Source organism: uncultured Gimesia sp., from assembly GCF_963972345.1.
In the GTDB taxonomy this organism is placed as follows: domain Bacteria; phylum Planctomycetota; class Planctomycetia; order Planctomycetales; family Planctomycetaceae; genus Gimesia.
Genome location: NZ_CAXAVM010000042.1, coordinates 17,692 through 41,693, shown reverse-complemented (window position 1 = coordinate 41,693; position 24,002 = coordinate 17,692). Strand labels below are relative to the sequence as shown.

Annotated in this window: 13 protein-coding genes and 1 tRNA gene; 8 read left to right on the top strand and 6 right to left on the bottom strand. The window is 51.3% G+C overall.

From position 1 onward, the window contains the following. Nucleotides 1-709: CocE/NonD family hydrolase (locus tag AACZ40_RS09730; RefSeq protein ID WP_339674256.1), on the bottom strand; the 709-nt coding region annotated here is incomplete at its 3' end. A 378-nt stretch (nucleotides 710-1,087) separates the two neighbouring features. Between AACZ40_RS09730 and AACZ40_RS09725 the strand changes: the two genes are divergently transcribed. The 5 genes from AACZ40_RS09725 to AACZ40_RS09705 all read left to right on the top strand — a co-directional run bounded on the left by AACZ40_RS09725 (nucleotide 1,088) and on the right by AACZ40_RS09705 (nucleotide 7,919). Beyond that, a tRNA-Thr gene (locus AACZ40_RS09725) sits at nucleotides 1,088-1,160 on the top strand. An 869-nt stretch (nucleotides 1,161-2,029) separates the two neighbouring features. Then, nucleotides 2,030-3,469: an efflux RND transporter periplasmic adaptor subunit gene (locus AACZ40_RS09720; protein ID WP_291168741.1), complete on the top strand. Its 1,440-nt coding sequence runs from the start codon at nucleotides 2,030-2,032 to the stop codon at nucleotides 3,467-3,469. Between the two features lie 9 nt (nucleotides 3,470-3,478). Further along, nucleotides 3,479-6,919, top strand: a complete 3,441-nt coding sequence (locus AACZ40_RS09715) for an efflux RND transporter permease subunit (RefSeq protein ID WP_339674252.1) — start codon at nucleotides 3,479-3,481, stop codon at nucleotides 6,917-6,919. A gap of 32 nt (nucleotides 6,920-6,951) precedes the next feature. After that, the gene (locus AACZ40_RS09710; protein WP_291168739.1) at nucleotides 6,952-7,449 is read left to right on the top strand and encodes a hypothetical protein; all 498 of its coding nucleotides are present in this window, start codon (nucleotides 6,952-6,954) and stop codon (nucleotides 7,447-7,449) included. Between the two features lie 125 nt (nucleotides 7,450-7,574). Then, complete coding sequence (locus AACZ40_RS09705; RefSeq protein ID WP_291168738.1) at nucleotides 7,575-7,919, top strand: DUF3147 family protein; 345 nt, start codon at nucleotides 7,575-7,577, stop codon at nucleotides 7,917-7,919. A gap of 228 nt (nucleotides 7,920-8,147) precedes the next feature. Here AACZ40_RS09705 and AACZ40_RS09700 read toward each other — a convergent pair whose 3' ends face one another. Beyond that, nucleotides 8,148-8,528 (bottom strand): hypothetical protein, encoded by a 381-nt coding sequence (locus tag AACZ40_RS09700; protein WP_291168736.1) that lies wholly within the window; start codon nucleotides 8,526-8,528, stop codon nucleotides 8,148-8,150. Between the two features lie 175 nt (nucleotides 8,529-8,703). Next, on the bottom strand, nucleotides 8,704-10,095 hold the full coding sequence (mgtE, locus tag AACZ40_RS09695; protein WP_291168734.1) for a magnesium transporter: 1,392 nt from the start codon (nucleotides 10,093-10,095) through the stop codon (nucleotides 8,704-8,706). A gap of 703 nt (nucleotides 10,096-10,798) precedes the next feature. On the opposite strand from mgtE, the gene AACZ40_RS09690 reads away from it, so the two are divergent. Further along, on the top strand, nucleotides 10,799-14,554 hold the full coding sequence (locus AACZ40_RS09690) for a chemotaxis protein CheB (RefSeq protein ID WP_291168732.1): 3,756 nt from the start codon (nucleotides 10,799-10,801) through the stop codon (nucleotides 14,552-14,554). A 202-nt stretch (nucleotides 14,555-14,756) separates the two neighbouring features. Here the strand turns inward: AACZ40_RS09690 and AACZ40_RS09685 are convergent, their stop codons facing one another. From AACZ40_RS09685 to AACZ40_RS09675, 3 genes are all read right to left on the bottom strand, one after another. Continuing rightward, on the bottom strand, nucleotides 14,757-15,509 hold the full coding sequence (locus AACZ40_RS09685; RefSeq protein WP_291168731.1) for a response regulator: 753 nt from the start codon (nucleotides 15,507-15,509) through the stop codon (nucleotides 14,757-14,759). Nucleotides 15,510-15,888: 379 nt separating this feature from the next. After that, the gene (locus tag AACZ40_RS09680; protein WP_291168728.1) at nucleotides 15,889-18,987 is read right to left on the bottom strand and encodes a redoxin domain-containing protein; all 3,099 of its coding nucleotides are present in this window, start codon (nucleotides 18,985-18,987) and stop codon (nucleotides 15,889-15,891) included. Between the two features lie 137 nt (nucleotides 18,988-19,124). Then, entirely contained in the window at nucleotides 19,125-22,172 is a 3,048-nt protein-coding gene (locus AACZ40_RS09675; protein WP_291168727.1) for a hypothetical protein, read from the bottom strand. A gap of 414 nt (nucleotides 22,173-22,586) precedes the next feature. Here AACZ40_RS09675 and AACZ40_RS09670 point away from each other — a divergent pair, with 414 nt between their 5' ends. Beyond that, nucleotides 22,587-23,510, top strand: coding sequence for a DUF1559 domain-containing protein (locus AACZ40_RS09670; protein ID WP_291168725.1), 924 nt, complete (start codon nucleotides 22,587-22,589; stop codon nucleotides 23,508-23,510). A 57-nt stretch (nucleotides 23,511-23,567) separates the two neighbouring features. Further along, nucleotides 23,568-23,981 carry a hypothetical protein gene (locus tag AACZ40_RS09665; RefSeq protein WP_291168723.1) on the top strand — a complete coding sequence of 138 codons (414 nt, stop codon included), beginning with the start codon at nucleotides 23,568-23,570 and terminating at the stop codon, nucleotides 23,979-23,981. The last annotated feature ends 21 nt before the right edge of the window (nucleotides 23,982-24,002 follow it).

Here is a 24,002-nt window from a genome sequence, read left to right as displayed (position 1 = left end):
CGGTAAAGCAGGGAACATTCATCTTGTCGAAATGCAGAGAAGCATCTTCCGCTCTCCAGTAGTCATCGTAGTCGGGATGCGAGAACCATTCTTTCATCAGCGCCCGGTTGTGGGCGGGTACGCGGCTGACCGCATCCATCCCTTTGAAGCGATTCGGTTTCGCAGCGCCGCCGATGAAATAACCTTCATCGTACAGACTGAGGCCGGTATCGATCATGAACTGACAGACCAGGTGAGGTGGCTGGGTGACCGCCAGATAATTCTGTGCATAACCGGCCTGCGAACTGCCGAAGGTGCCGATCTTACCGGTCGACCAGGGCTGTTCTGCCAGCCACTCGACGACATCGTAGCCGTCCCGTTTCTCGCCCCACTGCAGATCGCGATAGCCGACCCAGGTTCCTTCAGACAACTGCGAGCCACGGAAGTTGACGCCACACACGACATAACCGTGCGAGGCCATTTCAGCAAAAGAGAGCCGCCCCCCTTTACTCCGCAGGCTGGCATACCGTTGTTCCATCAACACCGGCCAGGGGCCTTTCCCGTCGGGAAAATACAGATACGCTGAGAGCTTGACGCCATCCCGCATGGGGATCATCACATGTTTTTCGGTGACGCCTTCAAATTCGAGCGGGGGATCGGCGGCTGACAGGAGGGCAGGGGACAGAAGCAGTGCAGTCAGTAGCAGGCAGGCAGTCGCCAGTTTGTGCATGGGTTTTCTCCGGCTGGATAATCTGGGTAGGAATCATTCTCCTTCGATTGTGGCTAACCCCCGCGCAGACAGCAAGGATAAACACGCATCGATCTGAAGTCTTGTCCCTGAACCGATTTCAGTTGCTGACAGCATTGACAGACTTTGCGGTCGCTCTCACAGCAGGCTGGCAGTCATTACAGGCGTCAAACCTGCCTGAGAATTCAGGTTTTCGGAGACGAAAAACGGGTCGAATCCTTTCGTAAACCGAAAAAAGGGGGTATGCTACCGCCAGAGCCCGGTTCGGGAACCCATTTCCGGAACCGGCTCCCCACGATTCCCGCCCGGCGAACCTCTGCCGAGGCTGAGGAATCTATCAGTGACAAGCTGAATCTCAACGCCGCCGTAGCTCAGTTGGCAGAGCAACGCATTCGTAATGCGTAGGTCAGGAGTTCGACTCTCCTCGGCGGCTCTTTTTCTTCCCCCGAATTGTTTGCTGTCAGCCCTTCTTTTCAATTCCGCCACAGCTTAAGTGTGTTTAGATTGTTGTGACTGGATCTGGACTTTACTGATCTGAATGCTAGAATCAGTGTAAAGTCTCGTCTTTCTCGGAATCCATGAATATGTATCGTAGAATCGTGTCCCTGCTCCTGATGCCGTTTGTGTTGCTGACGCAGTCAGTTACATTCGGGCACTCGCACGCTGGTAACGAACCTGCAGGGCACAACTTACGCCCTCATATTCATATTAATACACCTTCCGCTGAGGGACAGCATGGGCATGTTCATTCACATGGAGGTCACTGCCACGCACATGAGAATCACTCTCAGCAGAATCGTGACAGGCAAACTTCCGATCAATTGGAATCCCCGTTTCATCACGATTCCTCTGCCGTTTATCTGAACAGTTCGGATCTCACGACTGGAACACGATCCAACATCAGGATAGATATGATCGTCCCGTTCCAGTGGAACGAAACCGGGACCGATCTATTTTCAGAAACGCTTCCCGCTTCCGGACCGGATTGGCTTGGGCAGGACTGCGCGCCTCCCGATCCCGATTCGCCACTCTTTCTCCGCCATCATGCAATTCTGATCTAAGCATGACTTAACAGGCGGCAACAGTCTTAATCCAGAGACTGGTTGTCCTGCCTCTGCTTCTGGCGTCAAGTCTTTTTCACTGCTATCCGGGGCATTTTTCCCGTAAAGCAGCGAAAAGTTCTCACAATCCATTGTCCACTCTGTCGTCGGAAAATATCTCATTTTCTGATGCCAGCTGATCTCGCGACACGGAGAAAACGGAAAATAACCGTACCGAGCCGCGAACGCATTAAGGACAGTCATGAAGATATCTGGTCAGTCGATAAAGCCCACTCTGGGGATCGCTCTCGTTGTGTTGATCGTAGCAGGATTTCTATTGCGCGATCACTGGATGCCGCTGCTAATGCAAAAACCGTCTGATAATTCGCGCCGTCAGGCAGCGGCTACGAAACAGGCCGATAATAAAAAAGCTCCAGATCAGGAAAAGATCGTCCTCTCCGATCAGGCGATTTCCAATCTGGGGCTGCAGGTCAAATCTGTTCTGCCCGAGACCTACTGGAAAACACTACAGGTTCCGGGAATGGTTGTGGATCGGCCCGGGCGCAGTGATCGGGGAGTCATTTCACCCGTCGACGGTGTTCTGGAAAAAATGAATTATTACCCGGGTGATACCGTCCTCCCAGGAGAAGTGCTTTATACCATCCGTATTCTCAGTGAAACGTTACAGCAGACTCAGACCAATCTGTTTAAAGACACTCAGAACATCACGTTGGCGGAAGCCAAAAAGAAGCGGCTGGAAGCTTCCGCAGGGGCTGTTCCCGGCTCGTTGATTATTGAAGTCGCCAATGAGATAAAGCGACTGAATGCAGCCATCAAAGGCTATCGACAGGAATTGCTGAGCCGGGGGTTTACAACTCAGCAGTTGAGCGAAATCGCGACGGGAAAATTCGTCAAAGAGCTAAATATTATTGTTCCCGATCAAACTGATAAAACCGGCTCTCCGAAAGCTTCTGTCGAGATGCAGTCAACAGGGGATACAGTCAAACGGGAAGAGTCTCTGACCTTCGAGGTCCAGGAGTGCAAGGTTGATCTGGGACAGCAGGTCAGAACAGGCCAGATGTTGTGTCTGTTGGCAAACCATCGGATGTTAGCGATCGAAGGGCGTGCATTTCGGGATGAAACGCAACTGCTGGAACGAAGTGTGGAAGAAGGATGGCTGGTTGAAGTCGACTTCCAGGAACACGCTTCTTCTGACTGGCCCGCCGTCAATCAGCGGTTTCCGATTCAATACCTCTCGAATGTGATCGATCCGGTAAATCGTACTTTTTCATTCCGCATGCCATTGGAAAATCAGTCCCGCGTTGTGAATCAGGATGGACAGACTCAGGTTCTCTGGCGTTTTCGTCCCGGTCAGAAAGTCCGTCTGTTGATACGTATAGAAAAACTGGACAACGTATTCGTTCTTCCGGCAGACGCCGTTGCCCGGGAAGGCGCAGAGGCCTATGTCTTCACCCAGAATGTCAACACCTTCAATCGGAAACCGGTACGGGTGCTGGAGCGAGATCGACGGCATACCGTTATTGCCAATGATGGCTCGCTCACTCCCGGTTCGTTTGTTGTCCAGGGATCTGCCGAACAGTTGAACCGCATGCTGAAATCATCTTCCGGGGATGACCTGCCGGAAGGCTACCACATCCACGCGGACGGCAGTCTTCATAAAAACGAAGATGAAGGGAAATAGGGGAACGCCGTGCTTAATTCCATTATCCGACTTTCGTTGACCCATCGCAGCCTGGTGCTGGCTGCCTGTATTGTCATCCTGGCATACGGCGGTTACCTGACCACCACATTGCCCATCGACGTTTTTCCCGATCTTGATCGCCCGCGCGTCGTTATTCTGACAGAGTGCCCCGGCATGTCGTCGGAAGAGGTCGAAACCCTGATCACTTATCCCATCGAAACAGCCATCCTGGGAGCAAACGGAGTCGAAGATGTTCGCAGCCAGTCCAGCCAGGGCATGAACGTCATTTATATTGAGTTCAGCTGGCAGACTGAACCACGCTATGCCCGGCAGATTGTCTCGGAACGCCTGGCAAACGTCCCCATGCCACCGGGCATCCGCCCGATCATGACTCCCCAGGCCTCCATTATGGGGCAGATTCTACATGTAGGAGTTCATCGTCGCAAAGGACCGCAAGGAGGAACGCTGACGCCGATTGGACAGACAGGCTTATTGGCGGAACGTACCGGTAAAGAGGGAAAGCCTGTCCTGACTGTCTGGAATCCAGTGAATCGCAACGATCCCGACTTGTGGCAGAAAGTGCAGGTTCAGAATCCAGATTGGGAACCGGCAGATCTCGGCAGGCAGGTTTCATTTGTCTGGAATAAACGATCCTATGACGTCGTGTTCCCGACTCCCCTGGAAGAACGGATGGACCTGCGTACCACGGCAGACTGGCTCATCAGACCGCGATTACTCAAATTGAGCGGCATTGCAGAAGTCATAGTCATGGGAGGCGATGAAAAACAGTATCAGGTTCTGGTAGACCCCATCAAGCTGCAGGAATATAACGTTTCGCTGCAGCAGGTAGAGGCTGCGGTCCAGGCAAACAATCTGAATACCAGTGGCGGATTTATCCTTAGCGGCCAGACAGAACGTCCGGTAAGGGTCATTGGACGCTTGGGGGCGCTGACGAATGATGTGCTGGAAGAATTGCGCAAGGCTCCCGTCAAAATGAACGGGGATCGTGCCGTATTGCTGAATGACGTGGCGCGAATCGAAGAAGGACCTGCTCCGAAACGGGGTGATGCGAGTATTGATGGACAGGCAGGAGTCGTCATTACGATTGTCAAACAGCCCCACGCAGACACCAGAAAACTGACTGACGACGTGATGGCTGCGTTACAGGATGCGGAGGTGTCACTGCCCGCTGACATCGTCATCAATACGAAGCTGTTCAAACTCAAAAGCTTTATTGACCGGGGCATTTACTATGTCGAAGAAGCCCTGGTGATTGGTGCTGTGCTCGTGGTGATCGTGCTGTTCCTGTTTCTGCTGAATCTGCGTACGACGTTCATCACACTGACGGCCATCCCTTTATCGCTGGTTATCACAACTCTCGTTTTCCGGATCGTCGGTCTGATCACGGGCGTCGAACTCTCGATCAATGTGATGACTCTGGGAGGAATTGCGGTCGCCATTGGTGAACTCGTCGACGATGCGATTGTAGACGTAGAAAATATTTTTCGCCGCCTGGGAGAAAACAACTTAAGTCCTGATCCGAAACCTGCCATTGTTGTCGTTTTTGACGCCAGCCGGGAAATCCGTTCTGCGATTATCTTTGGAACCGCAGTAGTAGTGCTCGCTTTCATGCCCCTGTTTGCCTTATCGGGAGTGGAAGGGCGTCTGTTTGTCCCTTTGGGAGTGGCCTATATTGTTTCCATCCTGGCATCTCTGCTGGTCTCGCTGAGTGTGACACCCGTGCTGTCCTATTACCTGCTGCCCCAGGCCAAAGCTACCCACGATCATCAGGATGGGCGTCTGTTGCGAATACTGAAATGGGGCGCCGGTTTTCTGATCCGGTTCAGTATGCGGCGGGCAGGAGTCTTACTGATTCTGACCTGGGCCCTGGTTGGCGTCAGTGTCTGGGAACTCTCCAAACTGGGAGCAGACTTTCTTCCGAAATTCGATGAAGGCAGTGTGCAGATCAACGTTACCCTGCCGGGAGGATCTTCGTTGAAAGCTTCAAATGAAGCGTCTTCACTGATCGATGCCCAACTGGTGAAAATGCAGAAGTCAAAGAACAATCCCAGCGGTCCGATTTTACACTTTTTCCGCCGCACCGGTCGTGCTGAACGTGATGAGCATGCCCAACCGGTCAACGTCGGAGAATATATCCTGACAATGAATCCGGAGGCAGATTACCAGCGGGACAAATTTCTGGAGACGCTGCTCTCCGATCTGAAAACGAATGTCCCCGGAGTGGGGATTGAAGCGGAACAGCCGCTGTCTCACCTCATCAGTCATATGCTGTCCGGAGTCAAAGCACAGGTCGGAATCAAGCTGTATGGAGACGATCTGGATAAACTCCGCGATCTGGCAGGAGACGTCCGCGATGCGATCACCGACATTCCCGGTGTGACACCGCCCATTATCGATCCCCAGGAACGGGTCGATGAACTGCATGTCGTTCTGAGGCCGGACGAGCTGGCCTTCTTTGGGCTGAGTCGCGAATATGTTGCTGATTTTGTGGAGACCGCATTAAAGGGGGAAGCGGTCTCGCAGGTACTGGAGGGACAGCGGCGATTCGACCTGGTCATCAAACTCGACGAACCGTATCGATCTGACCCGTATAATCTGGGGGAGTTGCGACTCGAACTTCCCGATAACAGAGGACAGATCCGTTTGCGGGAACTGGCAGACTTCCCTGCTTCCGCCAGTGGACCCAATCTGATCAACCGCGAAAATGTCCGCAGGCGACAAACAATCCGCTGTAATGTATCAGGACGCGATCTGGCCAGCACCGTGGTTGAGATTGAAAAACAGGTGCGTGAACAGGTTAACTTGCCCACCGGCTATTTTGTGGAGTTCGGGGGGCAGTTTGAAGCACAGCGTTCTGCCACACTCCTGATTACGATTCTGGCTGCCGTCTCTGTTGCCGGTATCTTTATTGTACTGATGATGCTCTATCCCTCTGCCCGGATCACGTTTCAGATCCTGAATGCCATACCCATGGCTTTCATTGGAGGGGTCTTCGCGCTGGTCATAACAGACCAGACTCTCACGGTTGCCAGCATGGTCGGCTTTGTGTCGCTGGGCGGCATTGCCGTCCGTAACGGTATTCTGCTGGTAACACATTATTTCCATTTAATGGAAGCAGAAGGCGAAGCATTCTCACCCGAAATGGTACTGCGGGGCAGCCTGGAGAGGTTAGCTCCGGTGCTGATGACTGCATTGACAGCCGGGATCGCACTCATCCCGCTGGTGGTTGGTGGCAATAAACCGGGACTGGAAATACTCTACCCGGTAGCGACCGTCATCCTGGGAGGACTGGTGACCTCTACTTTCTGTGAATTTTTTATCCACCCCGGACTGTTCTGGAAATTCTCGGGCAAGGACGCCGAACGACTGGTCCGCAGTGAATGTTCTGACGAAGAACTGCTGCTGGCTGCTTCACAACAAAACTCTTGATTGATTTCTCTGAAGAAGAAAAGGAAAACAAAATGAAGAACTTGAAAATCTCTGGCTTACTGTTTGCTGCTCTGTTTGTGACAGGCTGTGCAGATAAAGGCAGCACAGACTCTGCTTCGAAGGAGACAACTCCACCGCCAGCAGCACAGACAGAAGAGAGCCATGCCGATGCTCATTCGCATGGGACCGGCCCGAATGGCGGGGTCGTCTTTGATCTGGGTAAGTACCATGCGGAATTCACAGTCGATCACCCCAGGCATGAATGTACGATTCTCTTTCTGGGAGCAGATGAGAAATCTCCTGCACCGGTTGCCGCGAAAGAGCTGACACTGTCGATCAAGGAAACAAAGACCGCAGAAGGAAAAGTAGTGCCTGCGATGACCGTGAAAATGGTCCCTCAGGATCCGACAGATGGGAAAGCTGCCAAATTTGTCGGAACTGACCCCGGGATTGGCAATGTCGCTGACTTTGCCGGAACCGTGCTGGGCGAAATTGATGGTAAACCCTCACAGGGCGAGTTCCAGGAATAATTTGCCCCGTAAGTATCTGGTCTCCTGGCTGGTCATCGCTTTTGTAAATCACTCTAGCGGTGGCCAGAGGGGGCACAGAAGGACTTGAGCGCCACGCATCAACAACTGAAAGGGGATAGCAGGCCATGTATTATTTTTTTAAGATTGCTTTAACAGCGTTACTGGTGGTCGCGGTATCCGAAATCTCCAAACGCAGTTCTCTAGTAGGCGGTGCCCTCGCTTCTCTGCCGCTGGTCTCCTTCCTGGGCATGATCTGGCTCTACATCGATACGGGGAATACTGACAAAGTCTCTGAACTGTCCCGAAATATCTTCTGGCTGGTCCTGCCTTCGCTCTCCTTCTTTGTTTTACTGCCGATCCTATTGAAAAAAGGCGTCGGCTTTAGTGCGAGCTTCGGGATTTCGACTGTGGTGATGGTCGGATTTTACCTGGGAATGATATTCTGTCTGAAGAAAATCGGCATTCAATAATTAAAATAGTTGTGTGAATAGTGAGTGTCTCCAAAAACGTCACCTGCACCCGCATCCAAATGCCAATCAACCACTCATTAACAGTCAGCCGGACAAAAAGAAAAGACACCAAACGCCTGTATAATTAGCGGTTGGTGTCTGGTTGGTTTATAGTTGGCGCGTCTTCATCCATTCGTAATGCGCAGGTCAGGAGTTCGACTCTCCTCGGCGGCTCTTTTTCTCTGCTGTTTATGAACCCTGGTTGCGGTGCTCCAGGAACATCAGTTCGCTCTCAAGAAAAATTTGGGCCATGGAGAGGGCTTCGGGCCAGTTGTTTTCAATAGGGTGCTTTTCCAGATCGAGTTGAAAATACAGGACCCAATATGCCTGGTAGGCGGGAGGAACAAAATCTTCCCGGCATGGATTGGGAATGCCATTGGGACGCCGAACCGCTTTACCTGCTTTGGCGTCTATTTCCAGATCGATCAGCAGGCTCCTGGTCAACTTACGGATGTGATCAACTTCAGCTTCGGAATTGCTGAAACGGGTTCCCAGCAGATCCAGGATTTCTGTGATCCGCTGATTGCGATCGTTCAATTCCTGAATGGCTTTCCGGACTTCTTCGTTCACACTGGTGATCCAGATTTAAAACCGCGATGTTTTGGATTCGTTATGTTCTCGAGAACATTCAGAACAACAGAACAAATTTTATCTGGACTCAGAACGAAAAACAAATCTTTCTGGATGTTGAGATTGTGATCGGGATTTCTTCCGACTTGCTTGTATTCAGCCTTTCTTCTGCTTCTCAAATCAGCCAGGGGAGCAGGGCCTGGGCGAAGGAGAGGACGAGGAAGAAGCCGCACATGTCGGTGAGGGTGGTCAGGATCGGGCCGGAGGCGAGGGCGGGATCCATTTTGAAGCCTTTCAGCAGCAGGGGAATCAACGCACCCAGGCAGACCGCCATCAGCGTGTTTAACGCCAGCGCGCCGCCGATGACCAGGCCCAGGTAGGCATTGCCTTTCCAGATATAAGCGACCCCTCCCAGTAAAATGCCGAGTGCGAGGCCGTTGACAATTCCCAGTCCGAATTCCTTGCGGAAGACGTGCAGCCAGTCGCTGGGGCGAATGACGCCGAGCACGAGTTCGCGCGTGCTGACCGCGATGGCCTGGTTACCGCTGCAGCCACTCATGTCGGATACGATGGGCAGGAACACCGCCAGCGCGATCACGCTGGAGAGCGTCTCTTCGTACATGGCGATGATACTCGCGGCGACGATATTCAACAGGATATTAATACTGAGCCACGACAGACGCCGCGCGCTGCGCGTTTTGAGAGGCAGACTGCGGAGTTCTTCCCCGCCCATAATCCCCGCGAATCGCAGGAACGTTTTTCCAGCCAGTTCTTCGCTGGCGGCTTCGACATCTTCGCGACGGACGACGCCGACCAGGACCTTGTTTTCATCGACGACAGGCAGACCAAACAGCGGGTGGGCATCGAAAAAATGCAACAGGTCCTGAAGCGGGGTCATATCGGGAAAACTGTGTGGATTGGCGATCATCATTCTGGAAAGCTTGCGGCCCGGCGGTGCCATCAGCAGATCGCGGAGTCGCAGTACGCCCACCAGTTGCAGATCGGCGTTGATGACATAAATATATTGCACGTTGTACTCGGCGTACTTCTCGGCATTCTTACGGAGATCGGAAACGACATCGTCCACCGTTTCCGTCTCCTGGAAGGAGAGCAGTTCGGTGATCATCAAGCCCCCGGCACAAAGCCGATTGTACTTGGACAGAAAACGAACGTTCTCGGCTTCTTCCGGATCCATCTCTTCCAGGATGGCTTCCGACTGGGCTTCGGTGAGCTGATCCAGCAGGTCGACCTGCTCGTCACTGTTCATCTCGTCAAAGATGTGAGCGGCCTGTTCGGGAGGCAAGCTGGAAAGCAGTTGACCGGCCTGCATCTCCGGCAGCGACTCCATCAGCCGTGCGGCGTTTTCATCATCCAGCAAAGCGATAAACTCATGCTGCTCCGTCTCCGACAGCTGCGCCATGATTCGCGCATCTTCGCCGGGAGGGAGTTCCTTCAGAAACGTATGGGCGGCATCCGGGTCTCCGGCGGCGACGATCTGCTCCAGCTGTTCCCAGGCATCAGGCTGTTCGACTGCCAGGTTTTCTGTTGGTTCATCCGGCTGATTCATCTGATTGTATCCATTCCATTCAACGGAATTCAGATGCGCGGGGATCTGTTTCCGGCTGATAAACAGTTAATTTCGTCTGGTGTTCGCTGTCATCCCGGAGTGAAAAACGAGGCACTCTCCCGGGATTCTGCACGCAGTCTACACTATTTAAGTAGAAGCGACAAATCCTGCGGAACGGGATTCTGTTACAGAATCGTGTTAAGTCAACGGTTGCATTCCAGTTCCTGTTCGGTTGTTTCATGATCAGCGGAATGTTGCACTTGCATGAAATCTCAGTGCGTTGTTGCACCTGTGAGGTATGAGAACAGAGAGAAATCAGTTCCGCGGTGACATCTTAGAACGCATCGCATTTGACCTTCGTGTTTCTCGAACGAATGTATTCGGTCCAAATGGCTTTGGACATATTCCCGTAAAACGGCCAGTCTCATTGTCGTGATCAGACTCTGGTTGTTCGCAAAATCAGGATACGGTGCAGTGCTGAATACAGGGACTAAACTGAATCGAAGGGGCTTTCTCTCTACGGGTGCGACAAAACTGCATAACGATCCGACAGATTGGCCTGCTATATGTGGAAATGATCTGATTTGCTGAATGAATCAGAATATTTACATGACAAATGGTCGGCTTGACGCTTGGGGAGTCAGTGTAACAATCATAACAGAGCGGGTTTATATCATCGACTCAGAGAGATGGGACAGAGGTTATGGATATCGAAGACAGTTCCAGGCTGGAAGAGGGTGTCAGGGATGCGAAACCAATCAATGAAACTCTCGGATTTCCCATTGTCGGTGTAGGCGCTTCGGCAGGCGGTCTGGAGTCGCTCGAAGAATTATTTGCAAAAGTCCCGGTCGACAGCGGGATGGCTTTTGTGGTAGTGCAGCATCTGTCTCCCGATTTCAAGAGTGTAATGGATGAACTGCTGGCCCGCCGCACGCAGATCCCCATTCAGCAGGCGGAAGATGGCCTGGCAATTTCGCCGGATCGGATTTACCTGATCCCCCCGAAGAAAGAAGCGATTCTCGCCGATGGTCGTTTCCGCTTGCGTGATAAAGAGCCAAAAGAAACGCTGACGTTACCCATCGATCATTTTTTTCGTTCCCTGGCACAGGAAGCGGGAGCACAGGCAATCGCGGTGGTTCTCTCCGGCAGTGGCAGCGACGGATCGCGGGGAATTCGCAATGTGCATGAAGCCGGTGGCCTGGTGATCTGTGAAAGTGCCGAAACAGCGAAGTTCGATGGAATGCCCCTTTCCGCGCGAGAAACGGGAGTGGTGGATCTGATTCTGAAACCCGGTGAAATTTCCGATGCGATCCTGCAGCATGTGACGTTTAAAGATGGAAGTGGCAATTCAGACTCCACGAAGATGAAGCCGATTGATGAAGGCGTGGAGCTGATCTTCGGTTTGTTGCACAGTGAATATGGTATCGATTTTTCCCACTATAAAGCGAGTACCGTGGGCCGGCGGATTCAGCGTCGACTGCTGATGCAGCAGTTCGATTCCATTAATGAATACGCAGAACATCTTCGCAGCGATCCGCAGGAATTGAATTCGCTGTACCTGGATCTGCTGATCGGAGTCACACGGTTTTTTCGGGACCCGGAAGCCTACGAAAAGCTGGAGAAAACAATCATCCCGGATATCATCAGCAAGCGGGGGCGGGATGAAGAAATTCGCATCTGGGTCGCCGGCTGTGCAACCGGGGAAGAAGCTTATTCACTGGCGATCCTGTTTCATGAGCAACTGGAAGCGTTGAATCGCCCGGTGAATGTCAAGATTTTTGCAACGGATGTGCATAAGGCATCATTAGAACTGGCAGGAGCGGGGAAGTACAAGGAAGAGTCTTTTAAAGAGGTGTCCGAGTCGCGTCTCAATCGTTATTTCATGCGGACCCGGAACGGTTTTGCCGTGGATCCGGATCTGCGTAAAATGATCGTCTTTGCCCCGCATAACGTGTTGCGGGATGCCCCCTTTACAAAACTGGATCTGATTTCCTGCCGAAACCTGCTGATCTACTTTCAGCCCCGCGCACAGAAACGGGCATTGTCGCTGTTTCATTTTGGATTGAAAACCGGGGGGATTCTGCTGCTGGGGCCCAGTGAATCCCCGGGAGAACTGATCGATGAATTCGATGTGATTGATGGTCACTGGAAGCTGTATCATAAGCGGCGGGATATCCGTTTGCCGGCGGACATTCGAGGTCCTTTGACGCACACCCATCTGACCTCCACCAAAATTGATGGCATGCAGGGAAACGGCAATCCACTGAAGTCACGAGACCTGCCGGATGCCAGTCTGATGGGGGCTTATGACTGGGTTCTGGCGAATCATATGCCGGCGGCGATCCTGTTTAATGATCGACACGAATTACTGCATGTCTTTGGTGAGGCCGAGCAGTTCATGAAGATCCGCAAAGGTCGCCCGAGCCATGATGTGCTGGATCTGTTTGAAGATGATTTACGGACGGCCCTGCTGGGAGCCATTCAGAGCACTAAAAATGAACTGGTCCCGGTGCGTTATCGAGGTCTGCGAGTCAATTCAGGAAGTGCAGAGGGGATTTATAACGTCACGGTCGAGCCCGTGGAAAACAAACATGCCAGTAGTCAGCAGTTACTGGTGACATTTCAACGCATGGGTGTTACGAGTAGTACACAACAGCCCGTCCAGGAAGTCTCGGCGGAAGAGATTGGTTCGCAGCGTCTTTCACAGGATCGAATCAATACTCTTGAAATCGAACTGCAACACAGCAAGGAGAATCTTCAGGCCACGGTGGAAGAGCTGGAGACGTCCAATGAAGAACTGCAGGCGGCTAATGAAGAGCTGATTGCCTCCAACGAGGAACTTCAAAGTACCAATGAGGAATTGCATTCCGTCAATGAAGAGTTATACACGGTCAATGCAGAATACCAGAATAAGATCAATGATCTGACGGATATGACTTCGGATATGGACAGCCTGATGGAGAGCACCGACGTGGCGACCATCTTTCTGGACCAGGAGCTGTGTATTCGTAAATTTACGCCGCAAATCGGTCAGGTGTTTAAACTGATGTCCCAGGATACAGGGCGATGTATTGACAGTTTTGCGCATCATATTGATCGGCCAGGGCTGATTCGTGACATCCGTGGTGTGCTGAAGACCGGAGAAGTCCTGGAGGAAGAGGTTCAGGATCATACAGGTCGCTGGATGTATATGCGTGTCCTGCCCTACCGCTCAAAGCGGGAAATGAAAGGGGTGGTGCTGACATTAATTGACATCAACGTCATTAAGCAGGCCCAGCATTCCCTTTCAAAGGCGGTGAAAAATCGAGAGCAGTTCCTGGCCATGTTGTCGCACGAATTGCGCAACCCGATCAGCGCGGTCTATAGTGCATCGCATTTACTGAGCACAAAGCAGAATGATCCGGAGGTCGTCAAGAAGACAATCTCGGTGATCTTAAGGCAGGCTGCCCACATGGCTCATCTGCTGGATGATTTGCTGGATGTTTCACGGATGACGCAGGACAAACTGGAGCTGCGCCGACAGAGAATGAACCTGCGCAATTCCATACAGGAAGCAATTGAATCCATGCAGCCTCTGATTGATCGTCAGGGACAGAACCTGGTCGTGGAACTGGATCAGGGGCCGTTTCCCGTTTATGGAGATCCTGATCGCCTGCGACAGGTCATCATTAATCTGCTGGACAATGCGATCAAGTATTCGAATCCGAATGGAGAAATCAGGTTGAAAGTCTCGTCCGAAGGTGATTCCGCCTTGTTGCAGTTATCTGATGAAGGGGAAGGGATTTCCGAGGAGATGATGAAAACCATTTTCGAACCCTTCAAACAGTCGCATCAAACGCGGGTCCATCATGATGGCGGCATGGGCGTGGGGCTGTCGCTGGTCAAATTTATCATTGATGGCCACGATGGTCGGATTCAGGTGAAAAGCGAGGGGATCGGAAAGGGGAGTGAGTTTACTATCTGGCTCCCTTTACTTTCCGGTAGTCCGAAAAAAACGGTGGATGAGGAAGTCGAATCCGAGGTCCAACTTCCCGGCGGTTCAAAAACGCTCAAGCAGAAACCGTATAAAAAAATTGAGCAGGTAGTCGTCATCGAAGATCAGCAGGACAATCGTGAGATGTTACAATCACTGTTGAAGGTAGAAGGCTACGATGTGAGGACAGCCGAAGATGGTGAAGCAGGTTTGCGGGCGATATTGCAGTCTCCCCCTGATGCCGCGGTGATTGATCTCGGCTTGCCAATCATGCATGGCTACGATATTGCCCGTCAGGTGAGGAGCAAACTGGGTGAGGAAATATTTCTGATTGCGCTCACCGGCTATGGTCAGACCGACGACATCGAGGAGGCCTGTCAGGCAGGTTTCAACGAGTACCTGGTCAAACCGCTCAATCTGGATCGACTGCTAAGTCTTCTGCAGGGGACACCAGACGATGAAGACAAAGACAGCGATCAGGATTGAATCCACGCGGATTATCGCACAACTTCAGGATCCCTGAGACGCAGGTTCCCTGTTCCCTGCGTTGATTTCCGGCTCGCTTTCAAGAGCGTTGCCAGTGCTTTGCCTATATATAAGTTGAGGGTTGGGGTTGTTGTTTACGTGCTCCGTTGTCGCACGCTCGTGATAGCTATCAACCCAAAATTTAAAATGCCACTCCACCAGGTTAGAGTGTGACCGATGCGGAAAGATTGGCAGACCGGATACAGCCCAGCAGTTCTTCCGGATCGAGGGGTTTCATGAACCAGCCATCCACGCCTGCAGGACCGACTGACACACCAGAGTCTCTCGGTTCTGTGCCACTGACTCCAAAGACTTTCAGTTCCCGCATTTTAGGAGTCTCGCGAATCGACTTGATCGCAGTGGCACCATCGCAGACAGGCATCACCATATCCATCAGGACGACATCAGGTAATGCATGGTTTTCCAGGTAAGCTAACGCTTCCGATCCATTGCCCACTGTCTCAACCTGAAAGCCGAATGTTTTCAGATATGCTGCCAGCAGTTCTCGTTCGTTGCAGTCGTCATCTACCAGCAGGGCTGATTGGCGTCGGGTCTGCATGGCGTACATCAGATCGTCTGCTTTGCGAAAGCCGTCGATCACGAAGTCGAGTGTATCAGCTGCTTTCTCAGTATCGCCGGAATGAAGTTGACGACGTGCGAGATGCACGCCCAGTTTGGCTGCATTCAAACGGTTTCGTAATTCATGGCGGTCTGAAGCCCTGGTCGAACCAGCCGAGGCATCAGCATGCGGCGATGGTAATTTGGTGTGAGGGATTTCTTCACGAAGAATCTGAAGATCGCGTGGGGCGTCAATTCCGACTTTAGCGACTCCCCGATTGATTTTGAGCAGTTTGACTGTGACACCGATTGAGGGGAACACAATTTTCTGATCTGCGCGGCGTGATAACACAAGCATTCTGGGTTTCCTTTCCCAAATGTGAAATCTGAATCCGATCCTCTCGCGATTCCGATTTCGATTGAAGCCTGGTTCACCGATGGTAGATATCGAGGCAAGTGGCGACGTCCTGTCGGCTTACTCGATCTCAGTGAGATAATTTGTAAAGGCATCCATGCCATAGCACTTACCTTCGGTGCGATCTTATTCGTCAGAAATGGATTGTCAACCGGGATCAATCGAGAAAAAACCAGAACGACAGAATGGCTCTGTATCGACTCGAATCGGGATGAGAAATTGCGAAATCAGTTGAAGGTTACATGAAATCTACCGGACCTGTATGTCGGCTTCATGCACATCACGCCACATGATTCCCGGGTAAGGTCATGTCACCGTTAGATTATTTCTGTTCGCCCTTTTTGAGCAGACGATCCACGGTGCGCAGCGCTTCTGAAAAATATCCTACATAGGAGAGGTTTCCCTGCTGGTCGATGACCGCAGCATGGGGGATGCCACGGACACCGAAATTGAGCATGGTCTGACCAAACCAGCCTTTCTCGGTTGATGGCTGGTCGATGGCGAGTTGATAATTGATGTTTTCTTTCTTTGCAAATTTCTGTAAGTCAGAAACAGAAGCATAACTGTCATGTATACCGATGAGAACAAGGGGGGCGTCAGCATAGTAGCGGGCAGCGGTGCGGACTTCAGGCAGTTGTGCAATGCAGGGGCCACAGCGAGTTCCCCAGAATTCGATGAGTACGACTTTATCTTTTAAGTCGGGTGCTTCAGTCTCCCCATTTGAAGTGAACCATCGTGATACTTTTAACTCGGGGGCCGGTTTTCCATATTCGATAATACTTTCCTGTTTGGGGATCCGGGGAGGATGACGTTGCATATAGGCAGCGAAGTCACTCACAGGTCCATTCAGGACAGACTGAATTCTTCGTACGGGCCTTGATCGGGATGCATTACGTGTAATGTGACGAGAATCGACAATCATTGTTCCCGGCAGTAATGGAATGGAGAAAGCGTCTGCAGCCAGTTGAAGGGGGATTTCGACTTTTTCAATTTTAAATATTCTCAGAAGACGCAGTTTACCGTTTGAAGTGGTCCAACTGAGAAACATGCGTGGTAGTATCAGCCCGTTTGCGTATTTTTGAGGTGCAAAAGATAGCGAGACACGTTGATAGTTGGATGAACGAATATCAGTGGAGTCCTCAAAGATGAAGCCAGTCTCCTGATCGCAGACACGACGTTGGGAATACCGCTCTGACTTGATTTCATAAATGGTCCGCTGGCCTTTCTGGTGAATATTAAATTCAGGCTTTTCTGTTTCACCGGATTCAGTATGCCGACGCCGGAGAGCGGGCCAGTTACAGAGATCGTACGGCGAATCGATGTGAATCATACTATGGCGAGAGATGTTTGCCTGACTGTTGTTGATATTATATCTCTGGGTGTTCCAGCCATCCGTCAGGTTGATGGATTGGGGCAATGGAGTTCCGTCTCGACTGGAGAGTATCGTTGGAGTGACTTCAGGCGAATAATAGTTTTCCTCCCGATAAATCTTTCCCTGGGCTGTTAACCGTTTCTTAGACCAGTTCACATTTTCCACCTGGTGTTGCTTCAGCAGTTTTTCAATCTCAGGCAACTGGTAAGAATCCAGGGCACGCAGATCTTTCAGTAGCGAGTCAGGGTCGATCGGTTTTCGAACGATCAGAGTATATTGCGTGGCAATCTGCAGATTAGAATTTCGGAGTAATTCAGATTGATGATGCCATTTAAGTTGCAGGTCTGGAGTGTAGATAGAGTCCTGGTCGGGCTCTGGTTCACCCGCAAATACGTGGTCAGGCAGAAACTGAGGTGGAGTCAGCTTGAACACGACTTCGACAACTTCGCCTCCGGTAAGATCCAAAATCGCTCCACGACTGTTTTCCGCCTGTGCCAGCGTGAGCGGTTCCGCGACAATAAACCGTTTCCTGCCGGGAGCAACAAATGCCTGCAGTTCACCGGCTGAGTTGGTTTGAGGGTAGTCAATGAAAACGGTTTGGGTGGAAAGCGGAAACTGCTGGCTGGATGAATCGGTTTCATAGAGAAAGCGTATGCCGGAAATCGGTTTCCCGGTTTCTGCATTGACGGTTTTGAGTTTCACAATCGCCGCGGATTTTAATTTGAGCGTCAGCTGTACTTCACCTGGATCTTCCGGGATTGAAATCTTCTGCTCCTGAAAGCAAAAAGGTTGAATCGGAGTTGGCTCTGCGATGAGCGTATATTCGCCTGTTCCGAGTTGCAGCAAGGCATTCCCCTGGCTGTCCGAACGTGCCTGCAGTCCGCCTCGTCGAATCTGGCGAAGGGGAGAGGCTGTCACCAGTACATCCGCAACAGGCCTTCCTGTTTTTTCCTCAACGACCTGCACTGTGATCTGTCGAGGTGCATCGAACTCTTTGTTTAAAATACCGTCATATTCCACGTAGATTGTTCTACTGTTATCGATCTTCTGTTCCCCGGTAGTTGCCAGTCGAAGCTGCCAGGGGGTGAAAGTGGGACCGGGGTCAATGTTTGTCAGATAGCTGGTATCACGACGAAGCCCGGTTAATTCGTAATAGCCTTCCGCATCGGTCCTGGTTTCCCGGAATTCTGCAGGGAGCATATGAACTGCAGCAAAGGTAACAGGTTTACCGACGGGTTGATTTTCATTTCCGAGAAAACGACAGGAACGGATTCCTGAGCTATTGGGGTTGCGCAGGCTATCGACCAGCCCCAGTTGGACTTTAGTATTGGCCAGGGGATTCCCCTGTTTGTCTGTGATGCGACCTTTGATTTGAGCGGGAGGTTCAAACAGCAGATCCACTTTAATTGGTTCCCCCTTGTAAAACGCCTGGTCCGTCACGTTAGCGTTTTTATCTCCCAGTTCTGTTCCCTGCGGTCGTACGTCGGGACGATACTGGCATGTTGCGTGCCAGGTGAAGCCATATCCATTACAGGTACCAAACACCACAAAGCCTCCTTCCGCCTGCCTGGGGATCGGGTTAGGCCGCTCTCGGTTGACGAGCAACTGGATATCTTTCAGTTCATAATATCCAGTTTCATCTGTGCGAGTCTGACCTCGCAATAATTCAAAATTACTGGGGTGGTGGCTGGCAGAGGTCCCTATATAAATCTCAGCGTTTTTGACTGGCTCTCCCGCCGTATTTCGAGCGGTTCCCGTGATTGTGACTCGATGTAATTCAGTGCCGTGCCCGGCTCCATCCTCTAACGATCTTAGAATTTCGACTTCTGGTGGCCGTGAAGCCGGTGGCTGCTGCTGCCGGGAGTTTTCTGTTTTGACTTTTTCAGGAGCCAGGGCCACTTGATTTATGGAAATCTTCTTCGGGTTATATTGCTCTGCAGCCGCAAGATGAGAGGAAAAGCAGAAAACCAGATTCAGTCCTGCCAGCAGGTATATTGTTCTTTGAAAGTTGATGAGCGATCCCATCCCAGTGGTGAAAAGTTGAATCATTCCAGATCTCCTCGAAGTCACTTCAATTAGACTTTGTGCAGTTTTACTGTAGCGTCTCCAGGGTCATCAGGACCAGGTATAATAAATTGAAAGACGCTATGGTTCATTGTGATGTGCTATAGAATCTGGTAGTGCGCTCAATCGCGTTCCAGCAGCTGCTCTACTTTCTGCAGAGCCTGTGGAAGATCGCCGATGAAAGTCAGATTCCCCTGTTGATCAATGACTGCAGCCTGGGGCAAGGCTCGTATGCGAAAGTGCTGCATGGTTTTGCCGAACCAGCCTGCTTCTTCAGGACGTTGATCAATGGCCAGTATGTATTTCAGGTCCTGCTGTTCCGCAACAGCCTGCAGTTGAGAGGTTGAGGTAAAGGAGTCATGCAGGCCGATGAGAACCACAGGTTGATCTACATATTTTTTATATGCGGTTTTCATTTCAGACAACTGGTCCAGGCTGTTGGCATTCCGGGTTCCCCAGAAGTGAATCAGAGCTACTTTTCCATTTAAGATGGGTGCTGCTGATTTTCCTTCCGCCGTCAACCAGAGTGCTGGTTCCAGAGTGGGGGTGTGTCTGCCGAGTTGCGGCTCCGTTTCCATTTCGTGGCTGTAGTAGGGATTCCGTAGCAGGTAAGCGGCGAAATCGCTGACCGGTCCATACAAGATCTTCTTAGAAGCATGATTGCCTGCGATATAGCTGATATTGTCAGGCAGGTGGCGGGAATCAACGACCTCCACTCCCGCGGGCAAGGCAATCGAAAAGGCGTCGACGGGAACCGGCGAGAGGATTTCTGCCTTTTCGATCAGAGTTGCATCCAGGTGCTGTAATTTTCCCTGATACGTCTTCCAGTTGATATGCATTCCAGGCAGGATCAGGCCGTTGGCCAGCGTCTTCGGGGCGAAGGACAGTTTGACTTGTTCGAACTGATGAGACGGGGACCCGTGAAACGTTTCGAAAATAAAACCGGTTTCCTCATCCAGCACGCGACGGTAAACGGTTTTCTCGCTTTCTCCACTATAAAAGATTCTCTGTCCTTCGCGGCGAATATCGGCCTCGGGTTTTTTGCTGTTGGGCGGGGCAGGAATCCGATTGCGCAGGGAAGGCCAGTCGCATATATCGTAGGGAGATTCAACATGGAAATGGATTTTTCCTTTTCTGATCGGGTTAATCCGTGCCTGATTACTCATGCTCTGGTGGTGAATGGTTTTCCAGCCGTCGGTCATGCTGGTGATACTGGGCAACGGCTGACCTGACAGATTGAAGTAATGTGGGGGCTTTGAATCTGTGTTCGTATAGCGGGCTTCATGTTTGAGAGTGCCATGGGCTGTGAGCACCTGTTTGTTCCAGGCTGTTTCACCAGAGTAATACCTGTTAAGCAACGCTTTGATATCGGGAACTTCGTAAGGATCCAGTGCGCGTAAATCTTTGAGCAGGTTATCTGTATCCACGGAGCCTCGATAGATTGAGGCTTTGCGTGTGGTGATCCGCAGGGGAGTGAGCCGCAGCAGTTCTGACTGAATGTGCCACTTCTTCTGAATCTCGGGAGCGTAGAGCGAATTTTTACGAGGCTGTATCTCGCTGGCGACCAGATGTGTGGGCAGAAAATCTGCTGGCGTCAATTTGACTGTGACTTCCGTGACCTGACCCGCTGTTAGTTTGACGCGTTCAGAGCGACTGCCTTCTGCCTGTGCCAGCGAGAACGGTTCGGTGACAACAAAACGTCGCATGCCCGGTTCCATGAAAGCCTGGATTTCTCCGGCAGCGTTTGTAAAAGGATAATCGACATAAACGGTCTGTGTGGAGACCGGGGTCTGTTCTCCCGCGTCATAAGTCTCGTAATTGAAGCGGACTCCCGGAATGGGGGCACCCGTTTTGGCATTGATGGCTTTCAGTTTGACAATCGCCGCCGGGTTGAGTTTCATAGTGACGTTGGGGGTGTCTTTCCCTCCAGAAGCTTCTCGTTTCGGAACAAAATACTGCTGGCTCAAATACAGAAAGGGCTGGTCCGGATTGGGCTCGGCCACCAGTTTGTATTCATCGGGGATGAGCCTGAGCTGTGCGTTTCCCTGGCTGTCTGTGCGTGCCTGGATGCCACTGCGTAGTACTTCTCCGATATGATGTGCTGTTACCAGGACATTTGAAAGCGGTCGCCCTGAATCACTTTGAACAACGTGAACAGTGACATCGCGGGGAGAAGTAAACTGATGGTTCAATTCACCATCATAACCAGTGGCGACTGTATCCGGGGAGGTGCGAGATTGATCAGCCGTCATCAGGGTGAATTGCCAGGGAGCAAATTCAAGCCCCGGATCAATATTCGCTGCATAACTGGTGTCGCGGCGGAGTTGTGTGAATTCGTAGCGTCCTTGTGCGTCGGTATAGGTTTCACGCACTGAGGAAGGGACTACGGAAAAGTTGAGGAATGAATCGATCTGTTTTAAATAAGGGTTTTCCTGTTTGAGATATCGGCAGAAACCTGTTCTGTTCGGAGTGGGAGTGAGTGAGCGATCAACGTGTCCCAACTGCACTTTCGCGTTTGCCAGGGGATGTCCCTGCTTGTCGGTGATGACGCCTCTCAGTTTTGCCGGCGCATCAAACTGCAGATCGATGACAATGGGTTCATTCTGATAGAAGGCATTTCTCGCGGCGTGACTGTTTCGATCCCGACCATCGATTTTTTCAGGACGCGCGGCGGGGCGATAATTGCGGGCAGGATGCCAGGTGAGGCCATAATTCTCTTTCGTGCCGAAGACGATGAAGTCACTCTCGTCGGGTCGCGAGTGGGGATCGCGATTGTTGATGACAAACAGTTGAACGTCTTTGAGTTCATAATGTCCGTTCGCATCGCTGCGGGTATGACCGCGCAGCTGTTCAAAATCGCCTGGGGTAATCCAGCCTCGACTGGCAACATAAATGTCAGCATCTTTGAGCGGTTTACCGTCCGTATTCCGCGCCGTGCCTGTAATCGTGACGCGATGCAGCGAGGCACCATGTCCGCCCAGCCTTCCCGGCTCATACAGCGTTATGACTTCGGGGGGGCGACTGGTCTCTGGCTGTTCTGGTTCCGCTGCCGTCAGGGGAATCAGGCAGAGACTCAACTGGAGAAATCCACTGAGAGAAAGCAGTCTCCCTCTGTGCCATAAACCCTCGTCATTCCCTGTTACCGAATCACAGGCACATACCATCGCCATTCCCCCGCTTCCTTTTCCTTCCATTGTTCATGTCTGAAGCAATGGATGATGCAGATGTATATTTGTGGGTGTGAAGGAAGTATACACGATTGCAGTTTGGCATTGCAAAGAGAAACTCCGGGAGGCGAGCAGATCCCAATGCAAAGGCATGTTTCCGAATTTCAATCCCGGTGATGTGAACCGACAAGATCCGCCTGAAAATCGAAATTGATAAAATCAGTTGATATAAAATTCTATATAAGTAAAATTATTTCTTGTTATTAGAAATTAAATAGGTATGCTGAGGAAACAGTGTGCTGGCCTGTGAGGGCTTTAATACAGAAATATTACGTAAGTGTTAATTATATAGAGGGATGCGTTTTTGGGTCTGTTGCTGTTTTCGTGTACTTATCTTTAATCTTTCCGGGAGTGCAAATGTCTGCTCATAAAAAACAAGGTAGGAATCGTGGCTTTACTCTGATTGAGTTGCTGGTGGTGATTGCCATTATTGCCATATTAGTCGCCTTATTATTGCCGGCCGTGCAGCAGGCGCGTGAGGCTGCCCGTCGCTCTTCATGTAAGAACAATTTCAAGCAGGTCGGACTGGCATTTCACAATTATCATGAGACGCATGGCGTGTTTCCTTTTGGATGCTCGCTCCCTCGCGGCGGCTGCTCGGGAACGATCCCAGGCAATCCGGCCAAATTTTCCTGGGGCACGCATCTGCTGCCTTATCTTGATCTGGCGAATGTTTACAACGGATTTAATTTTTCACTCAACTACAATGTTGCTCCCAATGGCGGTTTACAACAGGGCGGTTACAAGGTTCAAACATTTCAATGTCCGAGTGATCCGCAGGGCGATGATCGCACGAATCATACGGGAGGCATTACCAATCCAGGACCAGCTGGAGGTAAGGACGATATTGGAAAAACCAACATGGCCGGGGTTGCGGATTCCGTGAACTGGCTCTGCGATATTTCTAATTACCGACCGACGGTTGCCGGTGACGGTGTTCTGTTTAATCATTCCCGCGTCAAGATTCGTGATATCATCGACGGCACAAGCAATACGCTGATGGTTGGCGAAGTTACCGGAGGCAGGACAGGCTCTTATGATGGGCAGGGATATACCATCTGGAATGTTCTGGATACGGCAGGTGGCATCAATGGACCGAATTCCATTCCAGGCGGTGGTTACTGGGATAAATGGGATATGGAATTCTCCAGTTATCATACGGGTGGTTGCCACTTTCTCATGGGCGATGGTGCCGTCCGGTTCTTCTCTGAAAACATGGATCAACAGACACTTTCAAAACTGACCACCCGCCAGGGGGGAGAAGTGGTTGGCGAGTTTTAAACTGAAACGCGTTATGAATCACCCGTCAGAAAAATGTGCTAACCAGGGATTTCGATTATGAATCGACTGCGGTTTTTACTGATACTATCAGTCTGTATGTTGAATGGCTGCGGCGGAACTGACGATGGGCCCGCGCGGCGTTTCGTGACAGGGAAGGTGCTCTATCAAAATCAACCCGTCGAGAACGGGATGATTCGTTTTATTCCCCAGCCCAGCGGTCCTGTTGCCTCAGCGCGGATTATTGATGGTACGTACCGGGTTGAAAATAAAGGAGGCGTGCCGCTGGGAGAACACCGCGTTGAAATCACTTCTACTGCCGGCGGTACGGAGTTAGTGGAAGCCGAAGTCATGCCGGATAAAAACGCTGCGCCGGTGATTGAGATTCCTGAAAAGTACAATACGAACAGTGGGTTAACAGCCGACATCGAAGCCGGAGAGTCCGCACAGAAAGTGGATTTTTCTTTAGACTGAGTTGATTGAATACACTATCCT

Excerpts from the sequence above, each read along its gene's own strand:
- AACZ40_RS09675 (WP_291168727.1), bottom strand. The coding sequence starts at position 22,172 with ATGGCGATGGTATGTGCCTGTGATTCGGTAACAGGGAATGACGAGGGT.
- AACZ40_RS09705 (WP_291168738.1), top strand. The coding sequence starts at position 7,575 with ATGTATTATTTTTTTAAGATTGCTTTAACAGCGTTACTGGTGGTCGCG.
- AACZ40_RS09685 (WP_291168731.1), bottom strand. The coding sequence starts at position 15,509 with ATGCTTGTGTTATCACGCCGCGCAGATCAGAAAATTGTGTTCCCCTCA.
- AACZ40_RS09690 (WP_291168732.1), top strand. The coding sequence starts at position 10,799 with ATGGATATCGAAGACAGTTCCAGGCTGGAAGAGGGTGTCAGGGATGCG.
- AACZ40_RS09720 (WP_291168741.1), top strand. The coding sequence starts at position 2,030 with ATGAAGATATCTGGTCAGTCGATAAAGCCCACTCTGGGGATCGCTCTC.
- AACZ40_RS09680 (WP_291168728.1), bottom strand. The coding sequence starts at position 18,987 with ATGATTCAACTTTTCACCACTGGGATGGGATCGCTCATCAACTTTCAA.
- AACZ40_RS09670 (WP_291168725.1), top strand. The coding sequence starts at position 22,587 with ATGTCTGCTCATAAAAAACAAGGTAGGAATCGTGGCTTTACTCTGATT.
- AACZ40_RS09665 (WP_291168723.1), top strand. The coding sequence starts at position 23,568 with ATGAATCGACTGCGGTTTTTACTGATACTATCAGTCTGTATGTTGAAT.
- mgtE (WP_291168734.1), bottom strand. The coding sequence starts at position 10,095 with ATGAATCAGCCGGATGAACCAACAGAAAACCTGGCAGTCGAACAGCCT.
- AACZ40_RS09710 (WP_291168739.1), top strand. The coding sequence starts at position 6,952 with ATGAAGAACTTGAAAATCTCTGGCTTACTGTTTGCTGCTCTGTTTGTG.